This is a genomic window from Micromonospora luteifusca (genome assembly GCF_016907275.1).
Taxonomy (GTDB): Bacteria; Actinomycetota; Actinomycetes; order Mycobacteriales; family Micromonosporaceae; genus Micromonospora; species Micromonospora luteifusca.
Window position 1 is genome coordinate 6822280 of record NZ_JAFBBP010000001.1, and the last position, 26153, is coordinate 6848432.

Sequence of the window (26153 nt, forward strand, 5' to 3'; positions counted from 1 at the left end):
ACACCCGTACGAATGCCCGTCGTGTGCCGCAAGCCGGCGCGCGGCGGGCTTTTCGTCGCCCGCGCGAGGTAAGTTCATCGCAGACGATCGTGGAGGAGGCAGCAATGGCCACTCATGACAGCGGCGGCCAGTCGCAGTCCGGCAAGTCCCGTCAGGGCGAGGAAATCGAGGACGTCACCACCGAGGCCAACCCCGAGGTGGCCGAGCGGCACGCCGAGATCACCGAGGACGTCGACGACCTCCTCGACGAGATCGACTCCGTCCTCGAAGAAAACGCAGAGGAATTCGTGAGAGGTTATGTTCAAAAAGGGGGTCAATAGAGGCATATGTCCGATTCGCCGGACTCCGCGGGCAAGGCGTGCCCGCAGTGTAAGCGGGTTCTAGCCCACACGGAGTTCCACCGCGACCGCCGGCGTGCGGACGGTCTCGCCTTCTACTGCAAGACCTGTGCCACCGGTCGGTCGGAGGCGAGCCGACGCAAGCGGGGAATCGCTCCACAGCGGAAGTCACCTACGCCCGTCGGTGAAGGCCTCAAGTGGTGCCCGGACTGCGAGCAGATCAACCCGCTTGAGGAATTTCCCACCACCACGACCAAGGCCAGCGGCCGGCACAGCTACTGCAAACCCTGCCATAATGCCCGTGGCAAGGAGACCGCTCAGCGGCTCTACGGCGGGACGCGCGAGTATCACCTGCGGCGGCGGTACGGCGTTGGGGAGAAGGAGTTTCAGGAGCTCCTGGCCGAGCAGGGCGGGGTCTGCGCGATCTGTGGTGTCGCGGACCCGCAACATCTGGACCACGATCATCGCACCGGATGGGTGCGCGGGATACTCTGCTTCAACTGCAACGGTGGTCTTGGCCAGTTCCGTGACAGTCCCATGAGGCTGGCCAGGGCGATCACGTACCTGAGAGGAACCACGTGGCAGCGGGCTTTGATCCATCCGGGCGTCTACCAGATGTGTTCACCAACGCGGGGACGTCCTCCTTCACGACGTTCCTGAGTCGGGTGGCTCCCGAGATGCTGCCCGGTCGGCGGCCCCTGCCGCCGGGCATGGCAGCCGACCTGGCGCCGCACGCGACCACCATCGTGGCCATCTCGGCCGCCGGTGGCGTCGTGATGGCCGGCGACCGGCGGGCCACCATGGGCAACCTGATCGCCCAGCGCGACATCGAGAAGGTGCACCCGGCCGATGCGTACTCGCTGGTCGGCATCGCGGGCACCGCGGGCATCGGGATCGAGCTGATGCGACTGTTCCAGGTGGAGCTGGAGCACTACGAGAAGATCGAGGGCGCGATGCTCTCGCTGGACGGCAAGGCCAACCGGTTGGCGTCGATGATCCGGGGCAACCTGGGTGCGGCCATGCAGGGGCTGGCCGTGGTGCCGCTCTTCGCCGGCTTCGACCTGGCCGCCGCCGACACGGAGAGGGCCGGGCGGATCTTCAGCTTCGACGTGACCGGGGGCCCGTACGAGGAGACCGGCTACGACGCGATCGGCTCCGGCTCGCTGTTCGCGAAGTCGGCGTTGAAGAAGCGCTTCCGGGCTGGCCTGTCGGTCGACGACGCCACCCGGCTCGCGGTCGAGGCCCTCTACGACGCGGCCGACGACGACACCGCGACCGGCGGACCGGACCTGACCCGCCGGATCTACCCGGTGGTGATGACCGCTACCGCCGAGGGCACCCGCCGGTTGACCGATGCCGAGACGGCGGCGATCGCCGAGGGCGTGGTCGCCAGTCGGATGGAGAACCCGGGCGGTTGAGCCCCGTCCACCCCCACCAGTCAGCAGTCGTCAGCACCGCGCCGTAAGGAGAACCGCCGCCGTGGCCATGCAGTTCTACGCCTCGCCCGAACAGATCATGCGCGACCGCTCCGAGTTGGCCCGCAAGGGCATCGCTCGGGGTCGCAGCGCGGTGGTCCTCAGTTACTCCGGCGGGGTGCTCTTCGTCGCGGAGAACCTCTCCAGCGCCCTGCACAAGGTCAGCGAGATCTACGACCGGATCGGGTTCGCAGCGGTCGGCCGGTACAACGAGTTCGAGAATCTGCGCCGGGCCGGTGTGCGGATGGCCGACCTGAACGGGCTCAGTTACGACAGGCGTGACGTCACCGGCCGGGCCTTGGCCAACGCGTTCGCGCAGACGCTGGGTGCGATCTTCACCGAGCAGTCGAAGCCGTTCGAGGTGGAGATCTGCGTGGCGGAGGTCGGGGCCACCGCGGACGATGACGAGTTGTACCGGCTGACGTACGACGGCTCGGTCAACGACGAGCCGGGGCGGATGGCCATGGGTGGCCAGGCCGAGGCGATCACCGGCGTGCTGAAGTCGCAGCACCGCGCGGACATGTCCCTCTCCGAGGCGGCCCGGGTGGCGGTGCAGGCGTTGAGCACGGTTGGTGGTGAGGGCGGCGCTGCTCGGACGATCGCCGCCAACCAGTTGGAGGTGGCGGTGTTGGACCGCCACCGCGTTGGGCGTTCGTTCCGCCGGATCACCGGTGCGGCGTTGACCGCGTTGCTGGACGGGGATGTGTCCGCCGCCGAGCAGTCGGCGGAGGCGGGTGGTCCGGACACGCCGGCGCAGCCGACCGAGGAGTCGCACAAGCCGACGACGTCGGCGGCGTCCGCGGACCTGGAGGACAAGCCGGCGGACGGCAAGTAACAACGGGCAGTGCGGCGGGCGGCCGAGTTCCATGGCCGCCCGCCGCTGCGTGTCCAACCGCAGCGGCGGGCTGCCATGCTCACGACACTCCGGTTACTCCAGGCGTGACAGCCTCGAGGGGAGGGGTGTGGGTGGGTGCCGAGCGGGCAGTGCGGGTGCGCAGCAGCACGGCCATGACGGCGGCCACCACGACGGAGCCGATGGCGTAGCCGAGCTCGACTCGCAGCGCGGTGGAGACCGGGGCGAGCGTGGCGACGACGAGCGCGGCCACGCCGATGGCCCAGGCGAGGGCCTGTGCCCGGTGCCGGTTGAGAGCGAGCAGGGCCTGGCCGAGGACCATCGCCCACAGGTAGGCGAGGGTGGCGACGGCGAGCCAGGCGAAGTCGACGTGGCCGAGGCCGGGAGCGTCGAAGAGGGTCTGCACCAGCCACGGGCCGAGCAGCACGGCGGTCACGGCCCCGGTGAGGCCGAGCGCGGTGACGATGCCGAGTGCCCGGCGCAGCAGGGTGTGGAAGCCGGCGAGGTCACCGGTGGCGGCCGTGGTGGCGAGGCCGGGTAGCAGTGATGCCTGCAGCGACGCGAAGACGAACAGCGGGATCCGGACCAGCACCAGCGCGGAGAGCAGTGCGCCGGCGGTCTCCACGTCGTCCGGGTCCAGCACCTTGACGTTGATCACGCCGATGTTGACCACGACCTGCGCGAGCAGGCTGGATGCGGTGAGGAGACCGAGGCCGCGCAGCAGGGTCGCCCAGGCCACGGGTGCCCCGCCCCCGATGGCCCGCAGGACCGGCGGCGCGGTGAGGATGGCGCCGGCGACGGGCGCGACGACCAGCACCGCGCCGTACCAGACGGGGTTGGTGACGCCGTTGAGCCCGAGCACGGCGACGAGCGCGATCCGCAGGCCGCCGTCGATGCCGAGCTGGGTGCCGTACCAGGGGAAGAGTTGCAGGCCGGAGAGGACGCCGCGGGTGGTGTGCGCGATGGCGAGCCCGGCCAGCGCGCCGATCAGGACGGCGACCATGGTGCCGTCGCCGCCGAAGAGCCGGTCGGCGAGCGGCTCCCGGGCGACGATGATCAGCGCGACCACGGCGGCGAGCAGGCCGGCGGCCAGGGCCGCCCCTCGGGCCAGTACCGGCCCGGGGGAGAGGCCCTGGCTGTGCCGGGCGGCGACGAGTCGGGCGACCTCCTGCTCGACCGGCATGAACAGGCCGATGCCGAGGGTGAAGACGATCGACCAGAGCACCGAGAGGGAGTTGTAGTCCGCCCCGGTGAGGCTGTGCCCGGCGACCGCCAGGTGGACGTAGGAGGCGAGCCCCAGCAGGGCCAGGCCGGCGCCGACGGCGACGGTGCCCGGTGGGACGAGACTCAGGAGCCTGCGGATCACCGGCGAATGAGCGCCAACGTGAGGACGGCGAAGGCGCGGCCGAGGTAGATCATGGCCTTGGCGGGGGAGTGGCTGGGGGTGCCCGCCATCCGCTTGCGCATGGCCACCGGTACCTGGCGGATGGTGTAGCCGCGTCGGGCGGTGTGCACCAGCGTCTCCACGGTGTCACCCAGGTACTCCACCGGGTACCAGGTGGCGAACATGTCGATCACCCGGCGGTTGGCGGCTCGGAACCCGGAGGTGGTGTCGGTGAGCTTGGTGTGGGCAACGCGGGACAGCACGCCGGAGAGCATGACCATGGCCCAGCGGCGGGGGCCGCGGACGTTGTAGTCACCCTCGCCGGCGAACCGGGCGCCGATCACCAGGTCGGTCTCGTCGAGCAGGTCGACGAGCTTCGGCACGTACCGGGGGTCGTGCTGGCCGTCCGCGTCGATCTGGATGGCGACGTCGTAGTCGTGGTCGCGGGCGTACCGGTAACCCACCCGCATGGCGCCGCCGACGCCGAGGTTGTACGGCAGTTTGGCGACCCGGGCGCCGGCTGCGGCGGCGACCGCGGCGGTGCGGTCGGCGGAGCCGTCGTCGACGACGATCACGTCGACGCCGGGCAGTTCGCCACGGACCTCGCCGACGACGTCGGCGATCGAGCCGGACTCGTTGAACGCCGGGATGATGATCAGGACCCGCTTGCCGTTAACCATCGGTGCGCACCAGTTCGTCTCGGGCCGCCCGGTCCGCGTCGATCTCCGTGCGGAGCAGGGCGAAGTCTTCTGCCAGGGTGCGGGTCTCTTCTTCCAGGTGGCTGACCTCCCAGCTGAGGTGCACGCAGACCAGCAGCAGGAAGATGATGCCGAGGAAGAGCACGAGGCTCACGCCGGAGGCGACGCCAAGCAGCTCGGCGACGTTGTCCAATAGGCGGGGGAAGAGCGACAGGGGGATGACGATGATCAGGACGCCGAGCCAGAGCATGCCGTACTTCTCGCGGAGCTGACGGCGGCGGAGCAGCTCGACGATTGTGGCCAGCAAGATCAGGCCGGTCAGGCCGGTGACGAGCGTGAGCTTCATGGGACCTTCCACGGAGCGGGCGGAGCGGGGGAGCCGAACGCGTCGACCAGGGTGGCGTGCCACTCGGGGAGCGGCGGCAGGCCTGCGGCCGCCCAGCGGCTGTGCCCTAGCACACTGTACGCCGGGCGGGGGGCAGGAAGAGGATACCGGTCGCTGGTGGTGGGTCGGATCCGGTCCGGGTCCAGACCGGCCAGCGTGAACACGGCGCGGGCCAGTCCGTACCAGGTCGTCTGGCCGGCGCAGGTGCTGTGGTAGACGCCGGGAGCGGCCCGACCCTCCAGGGCGGCGTCGGCGAGTGCGACGAGCTGTTCGGCGAGCCGGTAGGACGAGGTGGGCTGGCCGTGCTGGTCGTCGACCACGTCGATGTACTCCCGCTGACCGGCGAGCCGGAGCATGGTGGCCACGAAGTTCGGCCCGTGCGCGCCGTACAGCCAGGCGGTGCGGACGACGTACCCGTTGTCGGGCAGCAGCCGGGTGACGGCCTGCTCGCCGACCAGCTTGCCCCGGCCGTAGGCGTTGACCGGCGCGGTGGGCGCGTCCTCCGGGTAGGGGGTCTGCGCGTCACCGGAGAAAACGTAGTCGGTGGAGATGTGGATGAGCCGCGCGCCGTTGGCGGCACACGCCGATGCGAGATTCGCCACGCCGGTGCCGTTGACGGCGGTGGCTGCCGCCTCGTTGGTTTCGGCGCCGTCGACGTTGGTCCACGCCGCCGTGTTGATCACGATGTCGTGCTCGGCGACCGCCTCGCGGACGGCGGCGGGATCGGTGACGTCCAGGTCGGCGCGGCCGGCCGCGGTCACCTTGAGGTCGGACCGGGTGTGCAGCACGGTGACCAGGTCCCGGCCGAGCATCCCGCCGGCGCCGGTGACGAGTGGTCGGGTCATGCGGTGGGTGTGGTCTTGAGGGGTTCCCACCAGGTGCGGTTGTCGCGGTACCAGGTGACGGTGTCGGCGAGGCCCTGGTCGAGGGTGATGCTGGGGGTGTAGCCGAGCTCTTCGTGGATCTTGGTGATGTCGAGGGAGTAGCGGCGGTCGTGGCCCTTGCGGTCGGTGACTTTGACGACGCGGTCCCAGCCGGCGTCGCAGGCGTCGAGGAGTAGGCCGGTGAGTTCCTTGTTGGTCAGTTCGGTGCCGCCGCCGATGTTGTAGACCTCGCCGGCGCGGCCCTTCTGCTGGACGAGGGCGATGCCGCGGCAGTGGTCGTGGACGTGCAGCCAGTCGCGGATGTTGCCGCCGTCGCCGTAGAGGGGGACGGTGCCGCCGTCGAGGAGGTTGCTGACGAACAGGGGGATGACCTTTTCGGGGTACTGGTATGGGCCGTAGTTGTTGGAGCAGCGGGTGACGACGACGTCCATGCCGTGGGTGCGGTGGTAGGCCAGGGCGAGGAGGTCGGAGCCGGCCTTCGACGCCGAGTAGGGGGAGTTCGGTGCGAGGGGCCAGGTTTCGGTCCAGGAGCCTTCGTCGATGGAGCCGTAGACCTCGTCGGTGGAGACGTGCACGAAGCGGCCGGTGCGGTGGCGCAGCGCGGCGTCGAGGAGGGTCTGGGTGCCGAGCACGTTCGTGGTGACGAACGGGGCGGCGCCGGCGATGGACCGGTCGACGTGTGATTCGGCGGCGAAGTGCACGATCACGTCGTGGCCGGCGACGACCTCGTCGACGATGGTCGGGTCGCAGATGTCGCCCTGGACGAACCGCAGTCGCGGGTCGTCGCGGACGGGGTCGAGGTTGGCCAGGTTGCCCGAGTAGGTCAGCTTGTCGAGCACGGTCACGACCGCCGGCTCGATCGGCGGCACGCCGTCGGCACTGCCGAGGGGCTTGCCCAGCAGCAGGCGAACGTACTCCGACCCGATGAATCCGGCTCCGCCGGTGACGAGGATCCTCACGGGTCGGGAAGTCTACGCGAAGTTTGGTGCGGCGCGTGGCGTGTGACCCTCCGGCGCACCCGGCGTTTGTGCCGCTACTCTTCCCCGGTGCGTGGAATCCTACTTGCTGGCGGCACCGGCTCCCGGCTCTGGCCGATCACCCGGGCGGTCTCGAAGCAGCTGATGCCGGTCTTCGACAAGCCGATGGTCTACTACCCGCTCTCCACCCTGGTGATGTCCGGGGTGCGGGAGATCCTGGTGATCACGACTCCGGAGGACCAGGACCAGTTCCGTCGGCTGCTCGGCGACGGCAGCCAGTTCGGGCTGAGCCTGGAGTACGTCAGCCAGGAGCGCCCGGAGGGCATCGCGCAGGCGTTCATCCTCGGTGCGGATTTCATCGGCGCCGAGTCGGTGGCGCTGATCCTCGGCGACAACATCTTCCACGGCGTGGGTCTGGGCCGGCAGCTCGCCGCGCACGGTGACCCGGTCGGCGGGCGGGTCTTCGCCTACCAGGTGTCCAACCCGCAGGAGTACGGCGTGGTCGACTTCGACGGCGCCGGTCGGGTGCTCTCGATCGAGGAGAAGCCGGCCCGTCCGAAGTCCCGCTACGCGGTGCCCGGCCTGTACTTCTACGACAACCGGGTGGTGGACATCGCCCGCAAGCTCACCCCGAGCGCCCGCGGCGAGCTGGAGATCACGGCGGTCAACGAGGTGTACCGGGAGACCGGGGAGCTGTCGGTGACGGTGCTGGATCGGGGCACCGCCTGGCTGGACACCGGCACGTTCACCTCCCTGATGCAGGCGGCCGAGTTCGTCCGGGTGGTCGAGGAACGGCAGGGCCTCAAGATCGGCTGTGTCGAGGAGGTGGCCTGGCGGGCTGGCCTCATCGACGACGACCAGCTGCGCGCGCTGGCCGCGCCGTTGACCAAGAGCGGTTACGGCGACTACCTGCTCGGTCTGCTGGCCGAGCCGAACGGCAGTCACGGGGTGGCGTGGTGAAGATCCGGGAGTTGAGCATCGAGGGCGCCTGGGAGATCACCCCCCAGCAGCACGGCGACCCGCGCGGCATGTTCATGGAGTGGTACCGCTTCGACAAGCTCGCCGAGGCGGTGGGGCACCCGATGCGCCTGGCCCAGGCCAACCTGTCGGTCTCCGCGCGCGGCGTGGTGCGTGGCATCCACTTCGCCGACGTTCCGCCCGGGCAGGCCAAGTACGTCACCTGTGTGCGCGGCGCGGTCCTCGACGTGATCGTGGACCTGCGGGTGGGTTCGCCGACCTTCGGTCGTTGGGAGGGCGTCCGGCTGGACGACACCGACCGCCGGGCGGTCTACCTCAGCGAGGGTCTGGGGCACGGTTTCTGCGCGCTGACCGACGATGCGACGTTGAGCTACCTCTGCTCGGCCAGCTACAACCCGACCGGCGAGCACGCGGTGCACCCACTGGACGAGGAGTTGGGCGTCGAGTGGCCGGCCGACGTTCCGCTGCTGTCCGCGCGGGACGACGCGGCACCGACCCTGGCGCAGGCCCGCGAGCGCGGCCTGCTGCCGGAGTACGACAACTGCCGCCGGTTCGTGGCGAGCCTCGGGCCGGACGGAATGTCGCACTCAACCGGTATGTGACCGCCCCCGGGGCACGACCTGTGGTGTGACAGTGACGAACCGGGCCTCCGGGCGGCTAATGTCTCACCATGGAGCGGCGAATCTTCGGCCTCGAGACCGAGTACGGCGTCACCTGCACCTATCGCGGGCAGCGGCGGCTGTCCCCGGACGAGGTCGCGCGGTATCTGTTCCGGCGCGTGGTGTCCTGGGGTCGGTCGAGCAACGTCTTCCTGCGCAATGGGGCCCGGCTCTACCTGGACGTCGGGTCGCATCCGGAGTACGCCACACCGGAGTGCGACTCGGTGACCGATCTTGTCGCCCACGACCGGGCTGGCGAGCGGATCCTGGAGGGCCTGCTCGTCGACGCGGAGAAGCGACTGCACGACGAGGGCATCGCGGGTGAGATCTACCTGTTCAAGAACAACACCGATTCGGCGGGAAACTCGTACGGCTGCCACGAGAACTACCTGGTCTCCCGGCACGGTGAGTTCGGTCGGCTCGCCGACGTGCTCATCCCGTTCCTGGTCACCCGGCAGCTGATCTGTGGGGCCGGCAAGGTCCTGCAGACCCCGCGCGGCGCGGTCTACTGCCTGTCGCAGCGTGCCGAGCACATCTGGGAGGGCGTCTCCTCGGCGACCACCCGCAGCCGCCCGATCATCAACACCCGCGACGAGCCGCACGCCGACGCCGAGCGTTACCGACGGCTGCATGTGATCGTCGGTGACTCGAACATGAACGAGGTCACCACGCTGCTCAAGGTCGGCACCGCCGACATCGTGCTGCGGATGATCGAGGCCGGGGTGGTGATGCGCGACCTGTCGCTGGAGAACCCGATCCGGGCGATCCGGGAGGTGTCGCACGACATCACCGGCCGGCGCAAGGTGCGGCTGGCCAACGGCAAGGAAGTCAGTGCCCTGGACATCCAGCAGGAATACCTGGCCAAGGCCACCGAGTTCGTCGAGCGCCGCGGCGGCGACCAGGCCGCCAAGCGGGTCGTCGAGCTGTGGGGACGGGTGTTGAACGCGGTGGAGACCGGGGACCTGGAGCCGGTCTCCCGGGAGATCGACTGGGTCAGCAAGCTGCGGCTGATCGAGCGCTACCAGCGCAAGCACGACCTGCCGCTGTCGCACCCCCGGGTGGCGCAGATGGATCTGGCCTACCACGACGTGCGTCGCGGTCGGGGCCTCTACGGGCTGCTGGAGCGGCGCGGCGAGGTCGACCGGGTGGCCACCGACCCGGAGATCTTCGAGGCCAAGGAGACTCCGCCGCAGACCACCCGGGCCCGGCTGCGCGGCGAGTTCATCCGGCACGCCCAGGAGAAGCGACGGGACTTCACCGTCGACTGGGTGCACCTGAAGCTCAACGACCAGGCGCAGCGCACCGTGCTCTGCAAGGACCCGTTCCGGGCGTACGACGAGCGGGTGGAGCGGCTGATCGCCAGCATGTGACGGGTGTGCCGGCCCCGGTGGTGGCGTTCACCGGCGGGGCCGGCCAACCCGGTGGGCTCAGCGGTTCGGCTAGCTGCGCGGCCCGGTAAGCTGAGCGCGCCATGACGACTTCCGGACCTCCCGACCGCCCTGAGCGCGGCACTGAGCGGCAGAACTGGGTCGAACGTCGGCGGGACAAGATCCGCGCCGAGGTCGACCGTAACCGCCGCGGCGAATACACCGTGCCGACGTGGGTGCTGGCCCTGGCGCTGGTGCTCATCGTCGGCGGCTGGCTCGCCCTGATCTTCCTGGCCTAACCCCCCTGACCAACCCCAGCTCGCGTTGATCATGAGGTTATTGCCATGACACGCCGAGGCGGCGGGCAATAACCCCATGATCAACGGGGCGGAGGGTGAGGGGTGGGGTCCTTAGGGGAGCAGCGTGGCGGCGTGGCGACCGGCCGCGGCCGCGGCCACGAAGTACGCGTGGTCGGCGTCGAGACCACGGCCCATGGTGGACAGCGGCACCGAGCTGGCGCGCAGCGCGGCGTCGAGACCCTTGGCGGGCACCCGGACGATCCGGTGCCGGGCGGCCAGCGGCGCCAACGACGCGTCCACCTCGGCAGCCAGCCCCGGGTGCAGGTCGTCGGGCACCACCAGCTCCGCCGGGGCGAGCGCCACCCGGCCGTACGCGGTGAGACTGTGGTGCGACACGCCCCGGTGGCGGGGGCGGGCGTCGGCGTCGGAGATGCGCAGCGAGCCGACCGGCCGGCCACCCAGGGTGGCGATCGCGTTGACCGCCTCGCCGACGGCGACGCCGGAGAACCCCCACCGGGTGCCGGTGCCCAGGTTGCCGGGCCCCTGGGCCACGATGGCCACGTCCGCGCCCAGCACGTACCGGGCGGCGAGCAGACCGCCGTGCAGGGTGGTGGCCTCCAGATCGCCGCCGAAGGCCTGCCCGACGGTGATCGTGCCGGCCAGTTCCGCGCGCAGCCCCGCGAGGGTGCGGGAGAACCAGGCCGGCAGTGCCCCACCGTCGGTGAGCAGGTACGCCACCCGCGCCTGCGGGGCGTCGGCCCGGATGCCGGCCAGGATCGCCGGCAGCGCCGAGTGCAGGTCGGCGGTCACCACCGGCAGACCGCCGAGGTCGTCCGCGTCGGCCAGCACGTCGCGGTGCGGGGACGCCTCCTCGTCGACGCCGAGCAGGATCGGCTGCAACGGCGTGTAGCGGGCCTTGACCAGGTGCCCGGCATCGCGGGTGTCGCTGACCTCCGGCGGGTCCGGCGGCAGCCGGTCCGGCAGGGCAACCACCAGGGCGTACCCGCCGGTGCCCAGCCCCATCAGCAGCGCACCGGCGTTGAGCAGCACCCGGTCGCCGGGCTCGGGCGTGCCGACCAGCTCGGGGTAGGCCAGCGCCCGCATGCGCGTGCCGTCGGGCAGGTCCACGTCCAGCTCCACCGCCCCGGTCCACTGCCGTCGCAGCGTCACCACCGTCCCCGTACGCCATCGCACCATGACGGGCACGCTAGCCGCGCGGGCGCGGCGGCCCGCGCCCGGGTGCGGCCGTGGCCGTGGTTCAGCGGCGGTGGGGCTCGTCGCCGGCCGCCGGATCGGCCTGGGTGTACCGGGCCCGGCCGGTGGCGCCCGGCAACGAGCGGGTGGGGTCGAGGAAGACGTAGCGGATCTCCGGGTAGCGCCCGGTCAGCCGTCGTTCGGCCTCCTCGGCGCTGGCCTCGATGGCCGCGCCGGTGGCATCGTCGCGGAAGTCGACCTTCGCGGCGACCAGGATGTCGTCCGGGCCGAGCTGCATGGTCATCAGGGTGTCGATCCGCTCCACCTCGGGCAGCCCGGTCAGTTCCTGCTCGATCTCGTGGCGCAGCCGGTCCGGGACGGCCCGGCCGACCAGCAGCGACAGGTTGTTGGCGGCGAGGATCCCGGCGACCGTCAGCAGCAGCAACCCGATCAGGATCGACGCGATGCCGTCCCAGACCTCGTCGCCCGTGACGTGGGACAGGCCGACGCCGGCCGCGGCCAGCAGCAGACCGATCAGGGCCGCGCTGTCCTCCAGGAAGACCGCCTTGACGGTGGTGTCGGCGGTCAGGCGCAGGAAGCGTCGGGGAGTGGTCCCCCAGCGCTTCGACTCGCTGCGGACCTGTCGCAGGGCCCGGGCCAGCGAGATCGACTCGATGACGAACGACACCGCCAGGACGATGTACGAGACCAGGTAGTCGCCGCTGTGCTCGTGCACCAGGATCGTCGTGACGCCGTGGGTGACGGCGAAACCGGCGCCAGCCACGAAGGTGAACATCGCGGCGAAGAACGCCCAGACGTAGCTCTCCTTGCCATAGCCGAAGGGGTGCCGCTGGTCCGCCGGTCGTGCCCCGCGGCGCAGCGCCTGATAGAGCAGCACCTCGGTGGTCGTGTCGGCGACCGAGTGGGCCGCCTCGGAGAGCATCGCGGCCGAGCCGGAGATCACCCCGGCGATCAGCTTGGCGACCGCGATGGCGAGGTTGGCGGCGCCCGCGACGACGACGGTGCCGACGCTCTCGGTCTTGAGCTCCGGTTGCGACATGAGGGCCACCCTATGACCGGCGACGGCGAACCGCCGCACGAGCCCGCCGACACCACCGATCCGAACAGTTGTGCGGCACGCCCGCGTGGGTGCACGTCGCGGGCGTGTCGGCTGCTAGCGTCTACGGCGTGTCGCGGACCCGCACCGAACGCCTGGTCAACCTGGTGATCTGCCTCCTGTCCACGCGACGGTTCCTGACCGCCGCGCAGATCGCCGCGACCGTGCCCGGCTACGAGCACGACCCCGACGACGCGCGTGACCACGAAGCGTTCCAGCGCAAGTTCGAGCGGGACAAGGCCGAGCTGCGCGAGTTGGGTGTGCCACTGGAGACCGGCACGGCGAGCGCCTTCGATGCCGAGCCCGGCTACCGGATCGCCCACCGCGAATACGCGTTGCCCGACATCCTGCTCGAACCCGACGAGGCCGCGGCGGTGGGCATCGCCGCTCGGCTGTGGCAGCACGCCGGGCTGGCCGCCGCCGCGTCGTCCGGGCTGGCCAAGCTGCGAGCCGCCGGGGTGGATGTGGACCCGCAGGCCACCCTTGGTCTGGAGCCGATGGTCACGGTCGATCCGGCGTTCGCGCCGCTGACCGCCGCCGCCCGGGACCGGCGCGAGGTCGGCTTCGACTACCGGGTGCCCGACCGCGACGCGCCGAGCCGTCGGCGGCTGCAACCGTGGGGCGTGGTCTGCTGGCGCGGCCGGTGGTATGTGGTGGGTCACGACCTGGACCGGGCGGCGACCCGTTGTTTCCGGCTGTCCCGGGTCGTCGGCACGGTCCGGGTGACCGGCGCGTCCGGCGCGTACGAGCCGCCGGCCGACGTCGACCTGATCAGCCACGTGGCCCGCTGGTCGGGTCCCGTGGAGCGCACCGGCCGGGCCACCGTGCTGGCCGCACCGGGCCGCGCCGCCGGGCTGCGCCGCTGGGCGGTGGAGGTGACCAGCGGGCCGGACGGCGACCGGTTGGTCCTGCCGTACGCGGATCCGGACGGGCTGGCCGGCCACCTGGTCGGTTACGGCCCGGACGTGCGGGTGCTCGACCCGCCGGAGGTCCGCGAGGCCGTCATCCAACGACTCAAGGAGATTGCCGTCCGACACGACGAGCTGGCCGCCACCGGTGGTGCCCGGTGACCCGCCCGGCCGCCCGGGGCGGTTCGCGCGCGTCCGCCGACCGGCTGGCTCGACTGCTCAACCTGGTGCCCTACCTGCTGGCCCGGCCGGGCATCGAGATCGCCGAGGCGGCCGGTGACCTGGGTGTCACCGAGCGGCAGCTACGGGAGGACCTGGAGCTGCTGTGGGTGTGCGGGCTGCCCGGTTACGGCCCCGGTGACCTGATCGACATGGCGTTCGACGGTGACCGGGTGACCATCACCTACGACGCCGGCATCGACCGGCCGTTGCGGCTCACCCCGGACGAGGCCCTCGCGCTGGTGGTGGCGCTGCGGATGCTCGCCGAGACGCCCGGTGTGGCCAACCGCGAGGCCGTCGAACGGGCCCTGGCCAAGATCGAGGCCGCGGGGGACCTGGTGGGCGCGCCGGTGGCGGTCCGGCTGCCCGGGGACACCCGGCGGGTCGAGGCGCTGCGTGCCGCCGTGGAGGGCGGAAAGGCGCTGCGGATCACCTACTACACCGCGGCCCGGGACGAGACCACCGAGCGCGTCATCGACCCGTTGCGGATGCTGATGGTCGGCGGCCGGGCGTACGTGGAGGCGTGGTGTCGGCGCGCCGAGGCGGTCCGGCTGTTCCGCGCCGACCGGATCGACGCGATCACCGAGTTGGACGAGCCAGCGACGGTCCCGCCGCAGGCCGTCCCGCACGATCTCACCGAGGGTGTCTTCCGCCCCTCACCCGACCTGCCGTTGATCACGCTGCGCATCGGCCGGGGCGAGCGGTGGATCACCGAGTACTACCCGTGTGAGCGGGTGGAGGCCGGCGACGGCGATCAGTGGCTCGTCTCCCTGCGGGTGACCGACCTGGGGTGGGCTCGCCGGTTCGTGCTGGGCCTCGGCCCGGACGCCACCGTGGTCGCCCCGGTGGAGCTGGCCGAGCAGGTGCGGGCGGCGGCGGCCAGCGCGTTGGACGCGTACGCCGTGCCTGCCCCCACGGCGGCGCCCCGACGGTCCGTGTCTGATTCCGTGACGTCTGAGGCGGGGGCGCCGCTCAGCGTGCCGTCGGGTGACCCGGCAGCGGCCGGCCGCACCCAGTAGGCTGACCGCCGTGCTGATCTGGATCGTGCTCGCGGTGGTGCTGCTTCCGCTCGTGGTGCTTGCGCTGGCCGTGCGTGCGGTGCTGACCCGGCTGCCTCGGCTGCGCCGCGCCGCGGTGGGGTTGCAGCGGCGGGCGGGCGAGGCCGAGGCGCTGCGGGAGACCGCCGAGGCGTTGCAGCAGCGCGCCGAGGGCATCCAACATCAACTCGACACCGCGCAGCGGCGCATGATGTTGATCAAGGCTAAGCGCGGCTGACCGGGCCCTCGCCTCGGCGGCGGTTGACGGATCATCGCGCGTTGGTCAAGACTTCACTCTTTGGGCCAGACCACCACCACCCGGCGGGTGGCAACCAGCCGATCCGCACGTACGATGGGCTGCGAACCACCCCTCGGACACAGAGCGACTGGAGCTTCTCATGGGTGCCCTCAAGCCGTGGCACATCGCTGTTCTCGTGGTTGTGCTGATCCTGCTCTTCGGTGCGAAGCGCCTCCCTGATGCGGCCCGTTCGCTGGGTCGGTCGCTGCGGATCATCAAGGCCGAGACCAAGAGCCTGCAGGACGACGACCGCGACCTCGCCGAGAAGGCCGACGCGCAGGCCGGCTACCAGCCGCTGCCGCCGCACGCCGGGCAGCAGGCGCCGTACGCCCCGCAGCCGCAGCAGGCGCCGTACCAGCAGGCGCCGGTGCAGCAGCCGGTCGTCGACCCGGTGCACCGCGTCCGCGACAACTGACCGAAGGGCCCCACCACCGTGGCCTTCGCACTGCGTAAACGCGGCCCGAGCACCTTCGAGCGGGCCGCCGACGGCTCGATGACGCTCATCGAGCATGTTCGTGAGCTGCGCAACCGACTGTTCCGCGCCTCGCTGGCAATCGTTGGCGGCCTGATCGTCGGGTTCGTGCTCGCCGACCCGGTCTTCCTGCTTCTGAAACAGCCCTACTGCCGGCTGCCCGACACCACGGACGCGTTGGGCAACTGTCAGGACCTCTTGGCGCTGGCACCGACCACCGGTTTCGTGCTGAAGCTGAAGCTGGCGCTCTGGCTCGGCCTGATCATCGGCGGGCCGGTCTGGCTCTACCAGCTCTGGGCGTTCATCGCCCCCGGTCTGCACCGGCACGAGCGCAAGTGGGCCTACGTCTTCGTATCGATCGCCGCGCCGCTGTTCGCCGCCGGTGCGATGCTGGCCTACGTCGTGGTGGACAAGGGGCTCGGGTTCCTGATGGAGTCCGGGGTGGGTGGGCTCTCGAACCAGTTCGAGGTCAGCGCCTACATCGCGTTCATCACGAACATGATCCTGCTGTTCGGGGTGGCGTTCGAGTTCCCGCTGATCCTGCTCATGCTCAACTTCGCCGGGATCGCCAGCGCCCGGCGACTGCTGAGCTGGTGGCGGGCGGTCATCTTCATCTGCTTCGCCTTCGCCGCAATCGCCACACCAGATCCGGGTCCGTTCGGCATGACCCTGCTGGCGGCCTCCCTCTCGCTGCTGTATTTCGTGGCGGTGGGCATCGCGTTCATCAACGACAAGCGGCGTGGGCGGGGCAAGGAGATCTACGCGGGCATCGACGACGACGAGGTGTCGCCGTTGGAGTTCGACGCGGACCCGGTCGTGGCCGGGCAGCGGGTCGACGCCACCGCGCCGATCGGCGTACCCGATCCGATCGCCGCACCGGCGCCGATCGAGAGGCGCTACGACGACATGACCTGACGGCCCCGCGCCGCCCGGTTCACCGACGCCGTCCCCGTTTCCCGGGGGCGGCGTCGGTGCGTTCGCGACCTCACCCCGCGCGCCGACGCGGCGACTGATCGTGATCGCGCCCGCCCCCGGTGAACGGTGGGTGTCCGACCGGTACGGTGCTGCCCGTGACCGCAGACGATCACCTGCCCGGCCCGGTCGCCGTGCTCGCCAACCCGACCGCTGGTCGGGGACGGCACCGCTCTCTGCTGCCCCGGCTTCTGGACGGTTTGGCCGCTGCCGGTCGGGCAGTCCGGTTGCTGCCGGCGTCCAGCCCCGCCGAGGCGGAGGCAGCCTGCCGTGCCGCGGTCGCCGATGGTGCTGGCGCCCTGGTGACGATCGGCGGGGACGGCACCGTGCACCGGGCGTTGCAGGCCGTCGCCGGTACCGACGTGCCGTTCGGTCCGATCCCCGCCGGCACCGGCAACGACTTCGCCCTGGACACCGGGTTTCCGGCCGACCCGCTGGTGGCGGCGGACGTGATCGCGTCAGCGCTGCGCGACGGCCGGAGCCGGCCGGTCGACCTGGCCCGGATGACCGGGGCCGACGGTATGGAGCGCTGGTACGGGGCGGTGCTCGGGGCCGGGTTCGACGCGATCGTCAACGAGCGGGCCAACCGGATGCGCTGGCCGCGCGGCCCCCGCCGCTACGACCTGGCGATCCTGGTCGAGCTGGCCCGGCTGCGGCCCCGGCGCTACACGCTGCGCCTCGACGGGGTGCCGCACGAGTTGGACGCGGTGCTGGTGGCCGTGGGCAACTGCCCGACGTACGGCGGGGGTATGCGGATCTGCCCCGACGCCGACCCGACCGACGGGCTGCTCGACGTGGTGGTGGCTGGCCGGGTCAACCGGCGGACCCTGATCCGGGTGAAGCCGCGCATCTACCAGGGCACCCACGTCAGCCATCCGCTCGTGCGCAGCTTCCGTGCCCGCACGGTGGAGTTGGCCGCCGCGGGCATCACCACGTACGCCGACGGGGAACGCTCCCTGGACCTGCCGGTGACGATCACCGCCGTCTCGGGCGCCCTGCGGTTGCTGCGTTGACCCGTACCGCTCCGATGCTGGCCGCGATGACCAGCACGATGGCGGCGCACTCCAGCAGGGTCAGTGCCTGCCGCAGCACCAGCCACCCGGCGAGCGTGGCGATGGCCGGGCCGAGGCTCATCAGCACCGCGAAGGTGGCGGTGGGCATCCGCCGCAGCGCCAGCAACTCCAGGGTGTAGGGCAGCCCGGAGGCGAGCACCGCGAGGACGGTGCCGAGCGCCAGCACCCGTGGGTCGAGCAGCACCGCACCGCCGTCGACGATGCCCAGTGGCAGGGTCACCAGCGCGGCGAGGGTCAGCGCCAGAGCCAGCCCGTCCGCGCCCGGGAACCGCCCGCCGACCCGGGCGCTCAGCACGATGTACGCGGCCCACATCGCGCCCGCGCCGAACGCGAAGGCAACTCCGGCGGGGTTCAGCCGGTCGAAGCCGCCCTGCCCGAGCAGCGCCACCCCGGTCAACGCCAGCCCCGCCCAGCCCCAGCTGGCCAGTCGTCGGGCGCTGAACACCGACAGTGCCAACGGGCCGAGCACCTCAAGCGTCACCGTCAGGCCCAGCGGGATGCGTTCGATGGCCTGGTAGAACAGCGAGTTCATGCCGGCCAGCGCCAGCCCGAACGCGCCCGCCGCGAGCCAGGCGGACCGGTCGTACCCGCGCAGTCGGGGCCGGCACACGACGAGCAGCAGCAACGCCGAGATCGTCAGCCGCAGGGTCACCGCGCCGGCCACCCCGGTGCGCGGGAAGAGCAATGCGGCCACGGCGGACCCGAACTGCACCGACAGTGCCCCGCCGAGCACCAGGCCCACGGCGGCGACGCCCCCGCGCCGGGCCGATGGCGTGTCGGCCGGCGTTGGTGTGGGCAGCAGTGTCTCGGTCACGGGCACGACGGTAGGCGGTCCGCTCCGGCCGCCCGTCGGCGGTGTCCACCTTGCGAAACGCGACCGCTCGCGCCGACACGGCCGTCAACGGTCGCCAACGCGGTGCTACCGGCGTACGGTCCGTGGTATGACCAGCGCGATGCGGAAACTGTCGATCTCCGTGCCACCCGACGTGGCTGAGCGCCTGGAGCGCGAGTCCAACGCCAGCGCGTACATCACCCAGGCGGTCCGTGACCGGATGCGTCTGGACGCCCTGGACGCGGAGCTGGCCCACCAGGGGATTCAGATCACCGGGCAGGGCGTTGCCGAGGCACGCGCCCGCCGGGCCGCAGTGGAGGCCGACTGGTCGCCGGAGCGCCGCAGGGCTCTTCGCGAACGGGCACGCCAACACGCGGTGGACGCCGCCGCCGGCGCTGTCGACCAACCGGCCGCGTGACCGACGACGACCGGCCCGTCCGGCTCGTGCTGGACCGGTCGGCACTGCTGGCCTACCTGGCGGGGTCCGTGCATGTCGGGGAGCCGCTGCACGAGGTCATCCAGGACCGCAACAGGTTCGGCGTCACCGCGGTGACCGCAGCGGAGGCCATGGCGATCGTCAGCGACCCGAAGGAGCGGGCGAGCCTTCACCGGCTGCTGACTCTCGACGCCTGCGAGGTGCTCTCCACCGAGGGGCACTCCTGGCACGAACTCAGCTTCTGGCGCACGGTGACGGGTCGCGTCGACCTGGCGAGCACGGTGCTGGCCGTCCTCGAACACGACGCATCGATCCTGACCGGGGAGGACCGGTACGGCGACGGCGAACTACCGGTGATTCACATCCCGAACTGACAGCACACTGACAGCTGGCCTCGATCCTCTGTTGCATCAAATCAGATTGATGTAATCTGCGGACGTGATGCCAGAGGCAGTCGGCTCCATCGCGCCGCCCGCGTTCGTGACCGCCGCGGGGCACCCGGTGCGGTGGCGGCTACTGAGCGAGTTGGCCTGCGGTGACCTCGCGGTGCGCGAGTTGACCGCGCTGCTCGGCCAGCCACAGAACCTGGTGTCATATCACCTGGGCAAGCTGCGCAAGGCTGAGCTGGTGACTGTGCGGCGCAGCAGCGCCGACGGTCGCGACACCTACTACTCGCTCGACCTGGCCCACTGCGGGGACCTGCTGTCCGGCACCGGCGCCGCCTTGCATCCCGGGCTGCGGCTCACCCACCCCAGGCCAGCCGGTTCACCAACCGGGCGGGTGTTGTTCCTGTGTACGGGTAACAGCTCGCGTTCGCAGATGGCTGAAGCGTTGCTGCGAGACCGTACCGCCGGCGCCGTGGAGTCCTTCAGCGCGGGTAGCCGCCCCAAGCCGATCCATCCGCACGCGGTGAGTGTCATGGCCGCGCGCGGCGTCGACCTGGCCGAGGCCAGGCCCAAACACTCCGACGAGTTCACTGGTCAGCGGTTCGACCACGTGATCACCCTGTGCGACCGGGTCAAGGAAGTCTGTCCTGAGTTTTCCGGGCATCCGCGACGGGTGCACTGGAGTATCCCGGACCCGGCGGTCGATCCCGCCGGGCTGCCCGCGTTCGAGCGGGTCGCCGACGAACTCGCCCAGCGAATTGGTTTTCTGCTGCACACCCTCGCCGTCCGATCGGAGAAGGACTCATGACCAGTTACACCGATGATGGCATCGTCAGCGTGCGGTATCTCGTCGACGACGTCGCCGCCGCGATCGACTTCTACACCAGCCACCTCGGTTTCACCCCGCTCAGCACGTTCTTGCCCGCGTTCGCCGATGTGCGTCGTGGGAACCTGCGGCTGCTGCTGTCCGGCCCGGACAGCTCCGCCGGCCGGGCCATGCCCGACGGGCGGCGTCCGCATTCCGGCGGTTGGAACCGCATCCATCTGATCGTCGCCGACATCGACGCGGAGGTGGCCCAGTTGCGCACCGCAGGCATCGCACTTCGCAGCGAGGTCATCACCGGTCCGGGCGGCCGGCAGATCGTTCTGGACGACCCGGCCGGCAATCCGGTCGAGCTCTTCGAGCCCGCCCGTGCCTGACCTGCCCGTCGCCGAGCACCCTGCGCGGCAGGCCAGGCCAGGTCAGGCCGGCAGGGCCAGGTCCAGGACGGCGCCCAGGCCGTTCTCCCGGCCCGGGTCGGCGGCGGGGAGCACCAGCACCGCGCAGCCGGCGGTGACGGCGCCCGCGTCCGCCGGTGTGTCACCGACCATCAACGTCTGCTCCGGGTCGACGCCGAGCATCCCGCACGCCCGCCAGAAGATCGCCGGGTCGGGCTTGCAGCGCCCCACCTCGTACGAGAGCACGAACGCGTCGACCAGGTCGGTCAACCCCCACGCGTCGAAATGCGGTCGCAGGTCGAAGCCGATGTTGCTGACCACCGCCACCCGCACCCCGGCGTCGCGCAGTGCGGTCAGCGTGGGCGCGGTGTCCGCGTACGGCTGCCAGCCCTCGGCGATCAGCAGCCGCTCGTAGAGCGCGTCGGCGAAGCCGTCGATGCCCGCGTCGACCGTCTCGGCCAGCCCGGTGTACGCGCCCCGGTGGGCGTGTTGGTAGAGGTCCCGGTCGGCCCACAGCTCGGCCAGCCGGGGCGGCACCCGCGCGGGCAGCGGGCCGCCGGCGCGTCCGGCGGTCAGCAGCCGGTCGGCCAGCGAGGTGGCGCGGACCCGGTCCAGGGTGACCCCGCAGGCCGCCGCGGCCTCCACCACCCACTGCCGGGGCTCCTCCACCTGAGCCAGGGTGCCGTGGAAGTCGAAGAGCACCGCCTTGACGGGCCGTCGGGACGCCCGCGGGGCGGCGACGGCCTCGGCGCTGCCCGGCGGAGGGGTCTGGGGCGGTTCGGCATGGTCCGGCACGCCGTGCACCCTACCGACCGCCGCCGACGGCCCGGCTGGACGGCCTTGTCGAGTGGCGTGTCCCGGCACGCACTAATCTTGGTGGCATGTCGAGTCCCGCCGAGCGGTACGCAGCGGCGCGCCGCCAGGCCGCGCAGGCCGCACAGTTTCCGGCGCTTGACGAGTTCGCCCTTGACCTGGGGTTCGATCTCGACGACTTCCAGCGGGAGGCGTGTCAGTCGCTGGAGCGGGGCAGCGGTGTGCTGGTCTGCGCTCCCACCGGGGCCGGTAAGACCGTGGTCGGGGAGTTCGCGGTCCACCTGGCGTTGCGCGGGCGGCCCGACGACCCGGCACCCGCCGACGGGGCGTCCACCCCACCGGCCCGGCGCAAGTGCTTCTACACCACGCCGATCAAGGCGTTGTCCAACCAGAAGTACCACGACATGGTCGCCCGGTACGGCGCCGAGCAGGTTGGCCTGCTGACCGGCGACAACGCGATCAACGGTGACGCGCCGGTGGTGGTGATGACCACCGAGGTGCTGCGCAACATGCTCTACGCGGGCTCCAGCGCGCTGCAGGGGCTGGCGTACGTGGTGATGGACGAGGTGCATTACCTGGCCGACCGCTTCCGTGGCGGGGTGTGGGAAGAGGTGATCATCCACCTGCCCGCCTCGGTCACCCTGGTCTCGTTGTCGGCGACCGTCTCCAACGCCGAGGAGTTCGCCGACTGGCTGGTCACCGTGCGCGGCGAGACCGCCGTGGTGGTCAGCGAGCACCGGCCGGTGCCGCTGTGGCAGCACATGCTCGTCGGTAAGCGGATGTTCGACCTGTTCCACGACGCCGACGCCGCCCGCAAGCACGATGTGCACCCGGAGTTGCTGCGCTACACCCGGGAGACCGCCCGCCGGCTGGAGTTGGGTGAGGGCCGCAGCGCCGGCCCCGGTGCCGGCCGGCGTGGCCCGCGCTGGCGTGGCCCGCTGCGCCCGGACATCGTCGATCGACTCGATCGGGAGGGTCTGCTTCCGGCGATCCTGTTCATCTTCAGCCGGGCTGGTTGCGCCGCGGCGGTGCAGCAGTGTCTCGCCGCCGGGCTGCGGCTCACCTCGCCCGATGAACGGACCGAGATCCGCCGCGTCGTCGAGTCGCGGGTCACCGCGATTCCCGGCGAGGACCTGTCCGTGCTGGGTTACTGGGAGTGGCTCGACGGCCTGGAGCGTGGCCTGGCCGCCCACCACGCCGGCATGCTGCCGGTGTTCAAGGAGATCGTCGAGGAGTTGTTCGTCCGCGGTCTGGTCAAGGCGGTCTTCGCCACCGAGACCCTGGCGTTGGGCATCAACATGCCGGCCCGCTGCGTGGTCCTGGAACGATTGGTGAAGTACAACGGCGAGGCGCACGTCGACCTGACCCCGGGGGAGTACACCCAGCTCACCGGTCGGGCCGGTCGCCGTGGCATCGACGTGGAGGGACACGCCGTCGTGGTGTGGTCCCCGGAGACCGACCCACGGCACGTGGCCGGGCTCGCCTCCACCCGCACCTACCCGCTGCGCTCCAGCTTCCGGCCCTCGTACAACATGGCGGTGAATCTGGTCGGCACGGTCGGCGCGGAACCGGCCCGTGCTCTGCTGGAGTCCTCGTTCGCCCAGTTCCAGGCGGACCGGTCGGTGGTCGGCCTGGCCCGGCAGGTGCAGCGCAACACCGAGACCATCGAGGCGTACGGCGCGGAGGCCGCCTGCCACCACGGCGACTTCGACGAGTACTTCGCGCTGCGGGTGGCGATCGCGGACCGAGAGAGGGCGATCGCCCGGCAGGGCCAGACCCAGCGCAAGGCCGCGGCGGTGACGTCGTTGGAGCGGCTGCGGGTCGGCGACGTGATCCGGGTGCCGTCGGGCCGGCGGGCCGGATTGGCCGTCGTGCTGGACCCGGCGACCGGTGGGTTCGGTGAGCCCCGACCGTTGGTGCTCACCCAGGATCGTTGGGCCGGGCGGGTCAGCCCCGGCGACTTCACCACTCCCGCCGAGGTGCTGGCCCGGATCCGGGTGCCGAAGCACTTCAACCACCGTTCGCCGGGCGCCCGGCGGGACCTCGCCGCCGAGGTCAGCGGCATCGGCCTGGACCGGCACGGTGGCCGACGGGGTGGCCGTTCCCGGCAGGCGACCGGCGAGGACCACCGGCTCACCCAGCTCCGCTCCGAGCTGCGGCACCACCCCTGCCACGCCTGCCCAGAGCGGGAGGACCACGCCCGCTGGGCGGAGCGGCGTCGGCGGCTGGAGCGCGACACCGAGGAGTTGCGCGAGCGGGTCTCCGGGCGTACGGGGTCCCTCGCGCGGACCTTCGATCGGATCGTGGCGCTGCTGACCGAGCGCGGTTATCTCGCCCGCGACGGCGCGGTCACCGACGCCGGTCGGATGCTCGGTCGGATCTGGACCGAAGCGGACCTGCTGGTCGCCGAGTGCCTGCGCCGGGGTGTGTGGGACGGGCTGTCCCCGTCCGAGTTGGCAGCCGCGGTGTCCGTGGTGGTCTTCGAGGCGCGCCGCGACGTCGACGAACGGGCGTCGTTGCCGCGCGGGCCGGTGGCCGACGCGGTGGACGAGACGCTGAAGCTGTGGGGGGAGATCGAGGCCGACGAGGCGGCGCGCGGCCTGACCGCGACCCGGGAGCCGGATCTCGGCTTCGCCTGGCCTGTCTACCGGTGGGCGCGGGGCGAGGCGCTGGCCAAGGTGCTCGGCAGCGGTCACGAGATGGACGCTGAAATGCCCGCCGGTGACTTCGTCCGGTGGGCGCGACAGGTGGTCGACCTGCTCGGTCAGCTCGCCGACTCCGGGGGTGCCTCGCCGGAGTTGCGTTCGACCGCCCGACAGGCGATCGCGGCCATCAACCGGGGCGTCCTCGCGTACCACACCTCCGCCTGAATCTCACATTCCGTCGTCAGCGCTGACGAATCGACGTGTCGGACGGTCACCGCGACGGCACCCCCCGGATGGCTCGGGGGGCGCTGTCGTGGCTGATCACGTCACCCCTGATCATTGCCCGGGCGCCTTTGTTGACGCGCCGGTAACGAATGGGGAGAGGACCGCCGTGGCGGACATCAATCACTTTGAGTACGGGTGGATCACACCCGCACTGAGTTACGCGTTGTCCGTGCTCGGTTCGATCCTCGGGCTGATCTGCGCCGGGCGTATCCGTACCGCGCGCACCGCCGGCCAGCGGGCCTGGTGGGGTCTGCTATCGGCCTGGGCACTCGGCGGCACCGCCATCTGGGCGATGCACTTCATGGCCATGCTCGGCTTCGCCGTCGACGGCACCCGGATCCGCTACGACGTGCCGCTGACCGTGGCCAGCACGGCCATCGCCGTGGTGGCGGTCGGTATCGGTCTGGCCATCGTGGGCACCGGCCGGTTGAATCCGGTACGACTGGTCGCCGGTGGCGTCTTCACCGGTGCCGGTGTGGCTTCCATGCACTACACCGGGATGGCGGCGATGCGCCTCAACGGCAGTCTCGGCTACGACACCACCCGCGTCGTGCTCTCGGTGGTCATCGCTGTCGTGGCATCCACCGTCGCGCTGTGGCTCGCGATGACCGTCCGACGAGGGCTGGCGATCTTCGGCTCCGCACTTCTCATGGGCATCGCCGTGAACGGCATGCACTTCACCGGGATGAGTGCCCTGTCGGTGCACCGCCATCAACGGACGGGCGAGGTGACCGGTGCCTCGGTGAGCACCCTGCTGGTGCCGATCGTGGTGGCCGTGATCTTCGGCGTGGTGGGTCTGCTCTACGCCCTGCTCGCCGCCCCGAACGACGACGACCGGGCCGCCGCCGCGTACCTGGACGGGCGACGGGTCCCGGAGCCGGCCGCCGCGACGCCGGTTTCTGCTCCGGACCCGGTCGGGTTGCGCGCCCGCTCGACCCTTGGCCAGCCGGGCACCCCGTTCCCGTCCCGCCGGGACACGCCACCCCGCTGACGCCGACCGGCGTCCGCCACGACGGTGCGTCCGCGGTCAGCCGTGCTCGTCGCAGGGTCAGGTCGGCGGGCGGCCGGGCCGGCTGCCGTCGATGCTGAGGGTGGCCAGCAGCCCGGGGTGGTCGGTCGCCCCGCGCATGACCAGGGATTTGCGGCAACAAAGCCGGATGTCGAATGTCGCGATGATGTGTTGCAGCGCGCCGTCGTCGATGCGCTGATGGTCTGGCGGGGTGCAGGACCGCACGTCGGGGTAGCCGCCGTCGCGGAGGTTGAGGTCGCCGCTCAGCACGGTGGGTGCGTACCCGCCGTGCCTGCGGATCGTCGGCAGGATTGTGTTGAGGAGGTGGCCGCACTGGGCGAGCGCGACGCGGTAACTGGTTGCGGCCAGGTGCGTGGTGCAGGCGAGCAGAACGCTGTCGACGTTGACGCAGAGCCAGGGTCGTTCCTCGGGGTCCGCGAGGTCCTGCGTCGGGTGGATCCCGCGGTACACGGCGTGCGGGGTGTCCGGCGTCTGCACGTGCGTCAGCAGCCCGACACCGTACGGTTGGCCGTTGCGGCACCGTGTGTCGCCGCCGCTTGGGCGGTCACGGGCAGCCTGGAACGCGGACACGGCGGTCCGGCCGGAGTGGACGGTGGCGAAGACGCGCTCCAGGGCTGTCACGTCGTCCTGACAGATCTCGTTGAGGGTGACCAGATCCGGAGCCTCTGCGCTGATCACCTCTGCGGCCCTGGCCAACGATTGGCCGGTGTAGCAACTGGCGCGGCCGCTGTTGCAGAGGTTCATCTGGAGCGCCCGCAGGATCGTGGGTTCGACGGTGTCCGCCGAGCTGGTCGGCGACGGGCCGGCGGGTAGGCAGGCCGCGGCGATCAGGTAGCAGACGGCCAGGGCGCGACGCAGGAATCGGTGGGAACGGTCGGCCACACGGGCTCCCGGTGCAGAAGGCGACAGTCTTCGCCGAGG

Annotated in this window: 30 protein-coding genes; 20 read left to right on the forward strand and 10 right to left on the reverse strand. The window is 71.3% G+C overall.

Going from position 1 to position 26153, the window contains the following annotated elements:
- The first annotated feature begins 104 nt into the window (after nucleotides 1–104).
- From JOD64_RS30930 to prcA, 4 genes are all read left to right on the forward strand, one after another.
- Entirely contained in the window at nucleotides 105–320 is a 216-nt protein-coding gene (locus tag JOD64_RS30930; protein ID WP_030332902.1) for a ubiquitin-like protein Pup, read from the forward strand.
- Between the two features lie 6 nt (nucleotides 321–326).
- Nucleotides 327–998 (forward strand): endonuclease VII domain-containing protein, encoded by a 672-nt coding sequence (locus tag JOD64_RS30935; RefSeq protein WP_204945510.1) that lies wholly within the window; start codon nucleotides 327–329, stop codon nucleotides 996–998.
- Nucleotides 917–1756, forward strand: a complete 840-nt coding sequence (prcB, locus tag JOD64_RS30940; protein ID WP_204945511.1) for a proteasome subunit beta — start codon at nucleotides 917–919, stop codon at nucleotides 1754–1756. The genes JOD64_RS30935 and prcB overlap by 82 nt, the downstream gene beginning before the upstream one ends.
- 61 nt (nucleotides 1757–1817) lie before the next feature.
- On the forward strand, nucleotides 1818–2648 hold the full coding sequence (gene prcA, locus JOD64_RS30945; RefSeq protein WP_204945512.1) for a proteasome subunit alpha: 831 nt from the start codon (nucleotides 1818–1820) through the stop codon (nucleotides 2646–2648).
- A gap of 79 nt (nucleotides 2649–2727) precedes the next feature.
- Here prcA and JOD64_RS30950 read toward each other — a convergent pair whose 3' ends face one another.
- The 5 genes from JOD64_RS30950 to rfbB are packed head-to-tail and all read right to left on the reverse strand — an operon-like array spanning nucleotide 2728 to nucleotide 6976.
- Nucleotides 2728–4032, reverse strand: a complete 1305-nt coding sequence (locus JOD64_RS30950) for a lipopolysaccharide biosynthesis protein (protein ID WP_204945513.1) — start codon at nucleotides 4030–4032, stop codon at nucleotides 2728–2730.
- Nucleotides 4029–4730, reverse strand: a complete 702-nt coding sequence (locus tag JOD64_RS30955) for a glycosyltransferase family 2 protein (protein ID WP_204945514.1) — start codon at nucleotides 4728–4730, stop codon at nucleotides 4029–4031. The genes JOD64_RS30950 and JOD64_RS30955 overlap by 4 nt, the downstream gene beginning before the upstream one ends.
- On the reverse strand, nucleotides 4723–5094 hold the full coding sequence (locus tag JOD64_RS30960) for a DUF2304 domain-containing protein (protein WP_204945515.1): 372 nt from the start codon (nucleotides 5092–5094) through the stop codon (nucleotides 4723–4725). The genes JOD64_RS30955 and JOD64_RS30960 overlap by 8 nt, the downstream gene beginning before the upstream one ends.
- Nucleotides 5091–5978, reverse strand: a complete 888-nt coding sequence (gene rfbD, locus JOD64_RS30965; RefSeq protein WP_204945516.1) for a dTDP-4-dehydrorhamnose reductase — start codon at nucleotides 5976–5978, stop codon at nucleotides 5091–5093. Before rfbD ends, JOD64_RS30960 begins: the two co-directional genes overlap by 4 nt.
- Entirely contained in the window at nucleotides 5975–6976 is a 1002-nt protein-coding gene (gene rfbB / locus JOD64_RS30970; protein ID WP_204945517.1) for a dTDP-glucose 4,6-dehydratase, read from the reverse strand. Before rfbB ends, rfbD begins: the two co-directional genes overlap by 4 nt.
- An 87-nt stretch (nucleotides 6977–7063) precedes the next feature.
- On the opposite strand from rfbB, the gene rfbA reads away from it, so the two are divergent.
- From rfbA to JOD64_RS30990, 4 genes are all read left to right on the forward strand, one after another.
- Nucleotides 7064–7954, forward strand: a complete 891-nt coding sequence (gene rfbA / locus JOD64_RS30975) for a glucose-1-phosphate thymidylyltransferase RfbA (RefSeq protein WP_204945518.1) — start codon at nucleotides 7064–7066, stop codon at nucleotides 7952–7954.
- Nucleotides 7951–8574: a dTDP-4-dehydrorhamnose 3,5-epimerase gene (gene rfbC, locus JOD64_RS30980; protein WP_204945519.1), complete on the forward strand. Its 624-nt coding sequence runs from the start codon at nucleotides 7951–7953 to the stop codon at nucleotides 8572–8574. The genes rfbA and rfbC overlap by 4 nt, the downstream gene beginning before the upstream one ends.
- Nucleotides 8575–8642: 68 nt before the next feature.
- Nucleotides 8643–10001: a Pup--protein ligase gene (gene pafA, locus JOD64_RS30985; protein ID WP_088989658.1), complete on the forward strand. Its 1359-nt coding sequence runs from the start codon at nucleotides 8643–8645 to the stop codon at nucleotides 9999–10001.
- A 101-nt stretch (nucleotides 10002–10102) separates the two neighbouring features.
- On the forward strand, nucleotides 10103–10297 hold the full coding sequence (locus tag JOD64_RS30990) for a hypothetical protein (RefSeq protein WP_204945520.1): 195 nt from the start codon (nucleotides 10103–10105) through the stop codon (nucleotides 10295–10297).
- 111 nt (nucleotides 10298–10408) lie between these two features.
- On the opposite strand, the gene JOD64_RS30995 is transcribed toward JOD64_RS30990, so the two are convergent.
- Both JOD64_RS30995 and JOD64_RS31000 read right to left on the reverse strand, forming a co-directional pair.
- On the reverse strand, nucleotides 10409–11494 hold the full coding sequence (locus tag JOD64_RS30995) for a DUF3866 family protein (RefSeq protein ID WP_204945521.1): 1086 nt from the start codon (nucleotides 11492–11494) through the stop codon (nucleotides 10409–10411).
- A 61-nt stretch (nucleotides 11495–11555) separates the two neighbouring features.
- Nucleotides 11556–12551, reverse strand: coding sequence for a cation diffusion facilitator family transporter (locus tag JOD64_RS31000; protein ID WP_204945522.1), 996 nt, complete (start codon nucleotides 12549–12551; stop codon nucleotides 11556–11558).
- 128 nt (nucleotides 12552–12679) lie between these two features.
- On the opposite strand from JOD64_RS31000, the gene JOD64_RS31005 reads away from it, so the two are divergent.
- From JOD64_RS31005 to JOD64_RS31030, 6 genes are all read left to right on the forward strand, one after another.
- A complete protein-coding gene (locus JOD64_RS31005) occupies nucleotides 12680–13678 on the forward strand; it encodes a helix-turn-helix transcriptional regulator (RefSeq protein ID WP_204945523.1) in 999 nt (332 codons plus the stop codon).
- Nucleotides 13675–14754: a helix-turn-helix transcriptional regulator gene (locus tag JOD64_RS31010; RefSeq protein ID WP_204945524.1), complete on the forward strand. Its 1080-nt coding sequence runs from the start codon at nucleotides 13675–13677 to the stop codon at nucleotides 14752–14754. The genes JOD64_RS31005 and JOD64_RS31010 overlap by 4 nt, the downstream gene beginning before the upstream one ends.
- Before the next feature lie 10 nt (nucleotides 14755–14764).
- Complete coding sequence (locus JOD64_RS31015; protein ID WP_204945525.1) at nucleotides 14765–15010, forward strand: hypothetical protein; 246 nt, start codon at nucleotides 14765–14767, stop codon at nucleotides 15008–15010.
- 160 nt (nucleotides 15011–15170) lie between these two features.
- Nucleotides 15171–15485: a Sec-independent protein translocase subunit TatA gene (gene tatA / locus JOD64_RS31020; RefSeq protein ID WP_204945526.1), complete on the forward strand. Its 315-nt coding sequence runs from the start codon at nucleotides 15171–15173 to the stop codon at nucleotides 15483–15485.
- Nucleotides 15486–15503: 18 nt separating this feature from the next.
- Nucleotides 15504–16457 (forward strand): twin-arginine translocase subunit TatC, encoded by a 954-nt coding sequence (gene tatC / locus JOD64_RS31025; RefSeq protein ID WP_204945527.1) that lies wholly within the window; start codon nucleotides 15504–15506, stop codon nucleotides 16455–16457.
- Between the two features lie 146 nt (nucleotides 16458–16603).
- The gene (locus tag JOD64_RS31030; RefSeq protein ID WP_204945528.1) at nucleotides 16604–17527 is read left to right on the forward strand and encodes a diacylglycerol kinase; all 924 of its coding nucleotides are present in this window, start codon (nucleotides 16604–16606) and stop codon (nucleotides 17525–17527) included.
- Here the strand turns inward: JOD64_RS31030 and JOD64_RS31035 are convergent.
- Complete coding sequence (locus JOD64_RS31035) at nucleotides 17490–18407, reverse strand: EamA family transporter (RefSeq protein WP_372434217.1); 918 nt, start codon at nucleotides 18405–18407, stop codon at nucleotides 17490–17492. The genes JOD64_RS31030 and JOD64_RS31035 overlap by 38 nt on opposite strands.
- A 121-nt stretch (nucleotides 18408–18528) precedes the next feature.
- On the opposite strand from JOD64_RS31035, the gene JOD64_RS31040 reads away from it, so the two are divergent.
- The 4 genes from JOD64_RS31040 to JOD64_RS31055 all read left to right on the forward strand — a co-directional run bounded on the left by JOD64_RS31040 (nucleotide 18529) and on the right by JOD64_RS31055 (nucleotide 20441).
- Nucleotides 18529–18837 carry a hypothetical protein gene (locus tag JOD64_RS31040; RefSeq protein ID WP_204945529.1) on the forward strand — a complete coding sequence of 103 codons (309 nt, stop codon included), beginning with the start codon at nucleotides 18529–18531 and terminating at the stop codon, nucleotides 18835–18837.
- A complete protein-coding gene (locus tag JOD64_RS31045) occupies nucleotides 18834–19229 on the forward strand; it encodes a hypothetical protein (RefSeq protein ID WP_204945530.1) in 396 nt (131 codons plus the stop codon). The genes JOD64_RS31040 and JOD64_RS31045 overlap by 4 nt, the downstream gene beginning before the upstream one ends.
- Nucleotides 19230–19296: 67 nt before the next feature.
- The gene (locus tag JOD64_RS31050) at nucleotides 19297–20049 is read left to right on the forward strand and encodes a metalloregulator ArsR/SmtB family transcription factor (protein ID WP_204946339.1); all 753 of its coding nucleotides are present in this window, start codon (nucleotides 19297–19299) and stop codon (nucleotides 20047–20049) included.
- Nucleotides 20046–20441: a VOC family protein gene (locus tag JOD64_RS31055; RefSeq protein ID WP_204945531.1), complete on the forward strand. Its 396-nt coding sequence runs from the start codon at nucleotides 20046–20048 to the stop codon at nucleotides 20439–20441. Before JOD64_RS31050 ends, JOD64_RS31055 begins: the two co-directional genes overlap by 4 nt.
- Before the next feature lie 42 nt (nucleotides 20442–20483).
- Here the strand turns inward: JOD64_RS31055 and JOD64_RS31060 are convergent, their stop codons facing one another.
- The gene (locus JOD64_RS31060) at nucleotides 20484–21254 is read right to left on the reverse strand and encodes an HAD family hydrolase (RefSeq protein ID WP_204945532.1); all 771 of its coding nucleotides are present in this window, start codon (nucleotides 21252–21254) and stop codon (nucleotides 20484–20486) included.
- Nucleotides 21255–21340: 86 nt separating this feature from the next.
- Between JOD64_RS31060 and JOD64_RS31065 the strand changes: the two genes are divergently transcribed.
- Nucleotides 21341–24142: a DEAD/DEAH box helicase gene (locus tag JOD64_RS31065; RefSeq protein ID WP_204945533.1), complete on the forward strand. Its 2802-nt coding sequence runs from the start codon at nucleotides 21341–21343 to the stop codon at nucleotides 24140–24142.
- Between the two features lie 166 nt (nucleotides 24143–24308).
- The gene (locus JOD64_RS31070; protein WP_204945534.1) at nucleotides 24309–25193 is read left to right on the forward strand and encodes an MHYT domain-containing protein; all 885 of its coding nucleotides are present in this window, start codon (nucleotides 24309–24311) and stop codon (nucleotides 25191–25193) included.
- A 57-nt stretch (nucleotides 25194–25250) separates the two neighbouring features.
- On the opposite strand, the gene JOD64_RS31075 is transcribed toward JOD64_RS31070, so the two are convergent.
- Nucleotides 25251–26114 carry an exonuclease/endonuclease/phosphatase family protein gene (locus JOD64_RS31075; protein WP_307813839.1) on the reverse strand — a complete coding sequence of 288 codons (864 nt, stop codon included), beginning with the start codon at nucleotides 26112–26114 and terminating at the stop codon, nucleotides 25251–25253.
- Nucleotides 26115–26153: the final 39 nt, after the last annotated feature.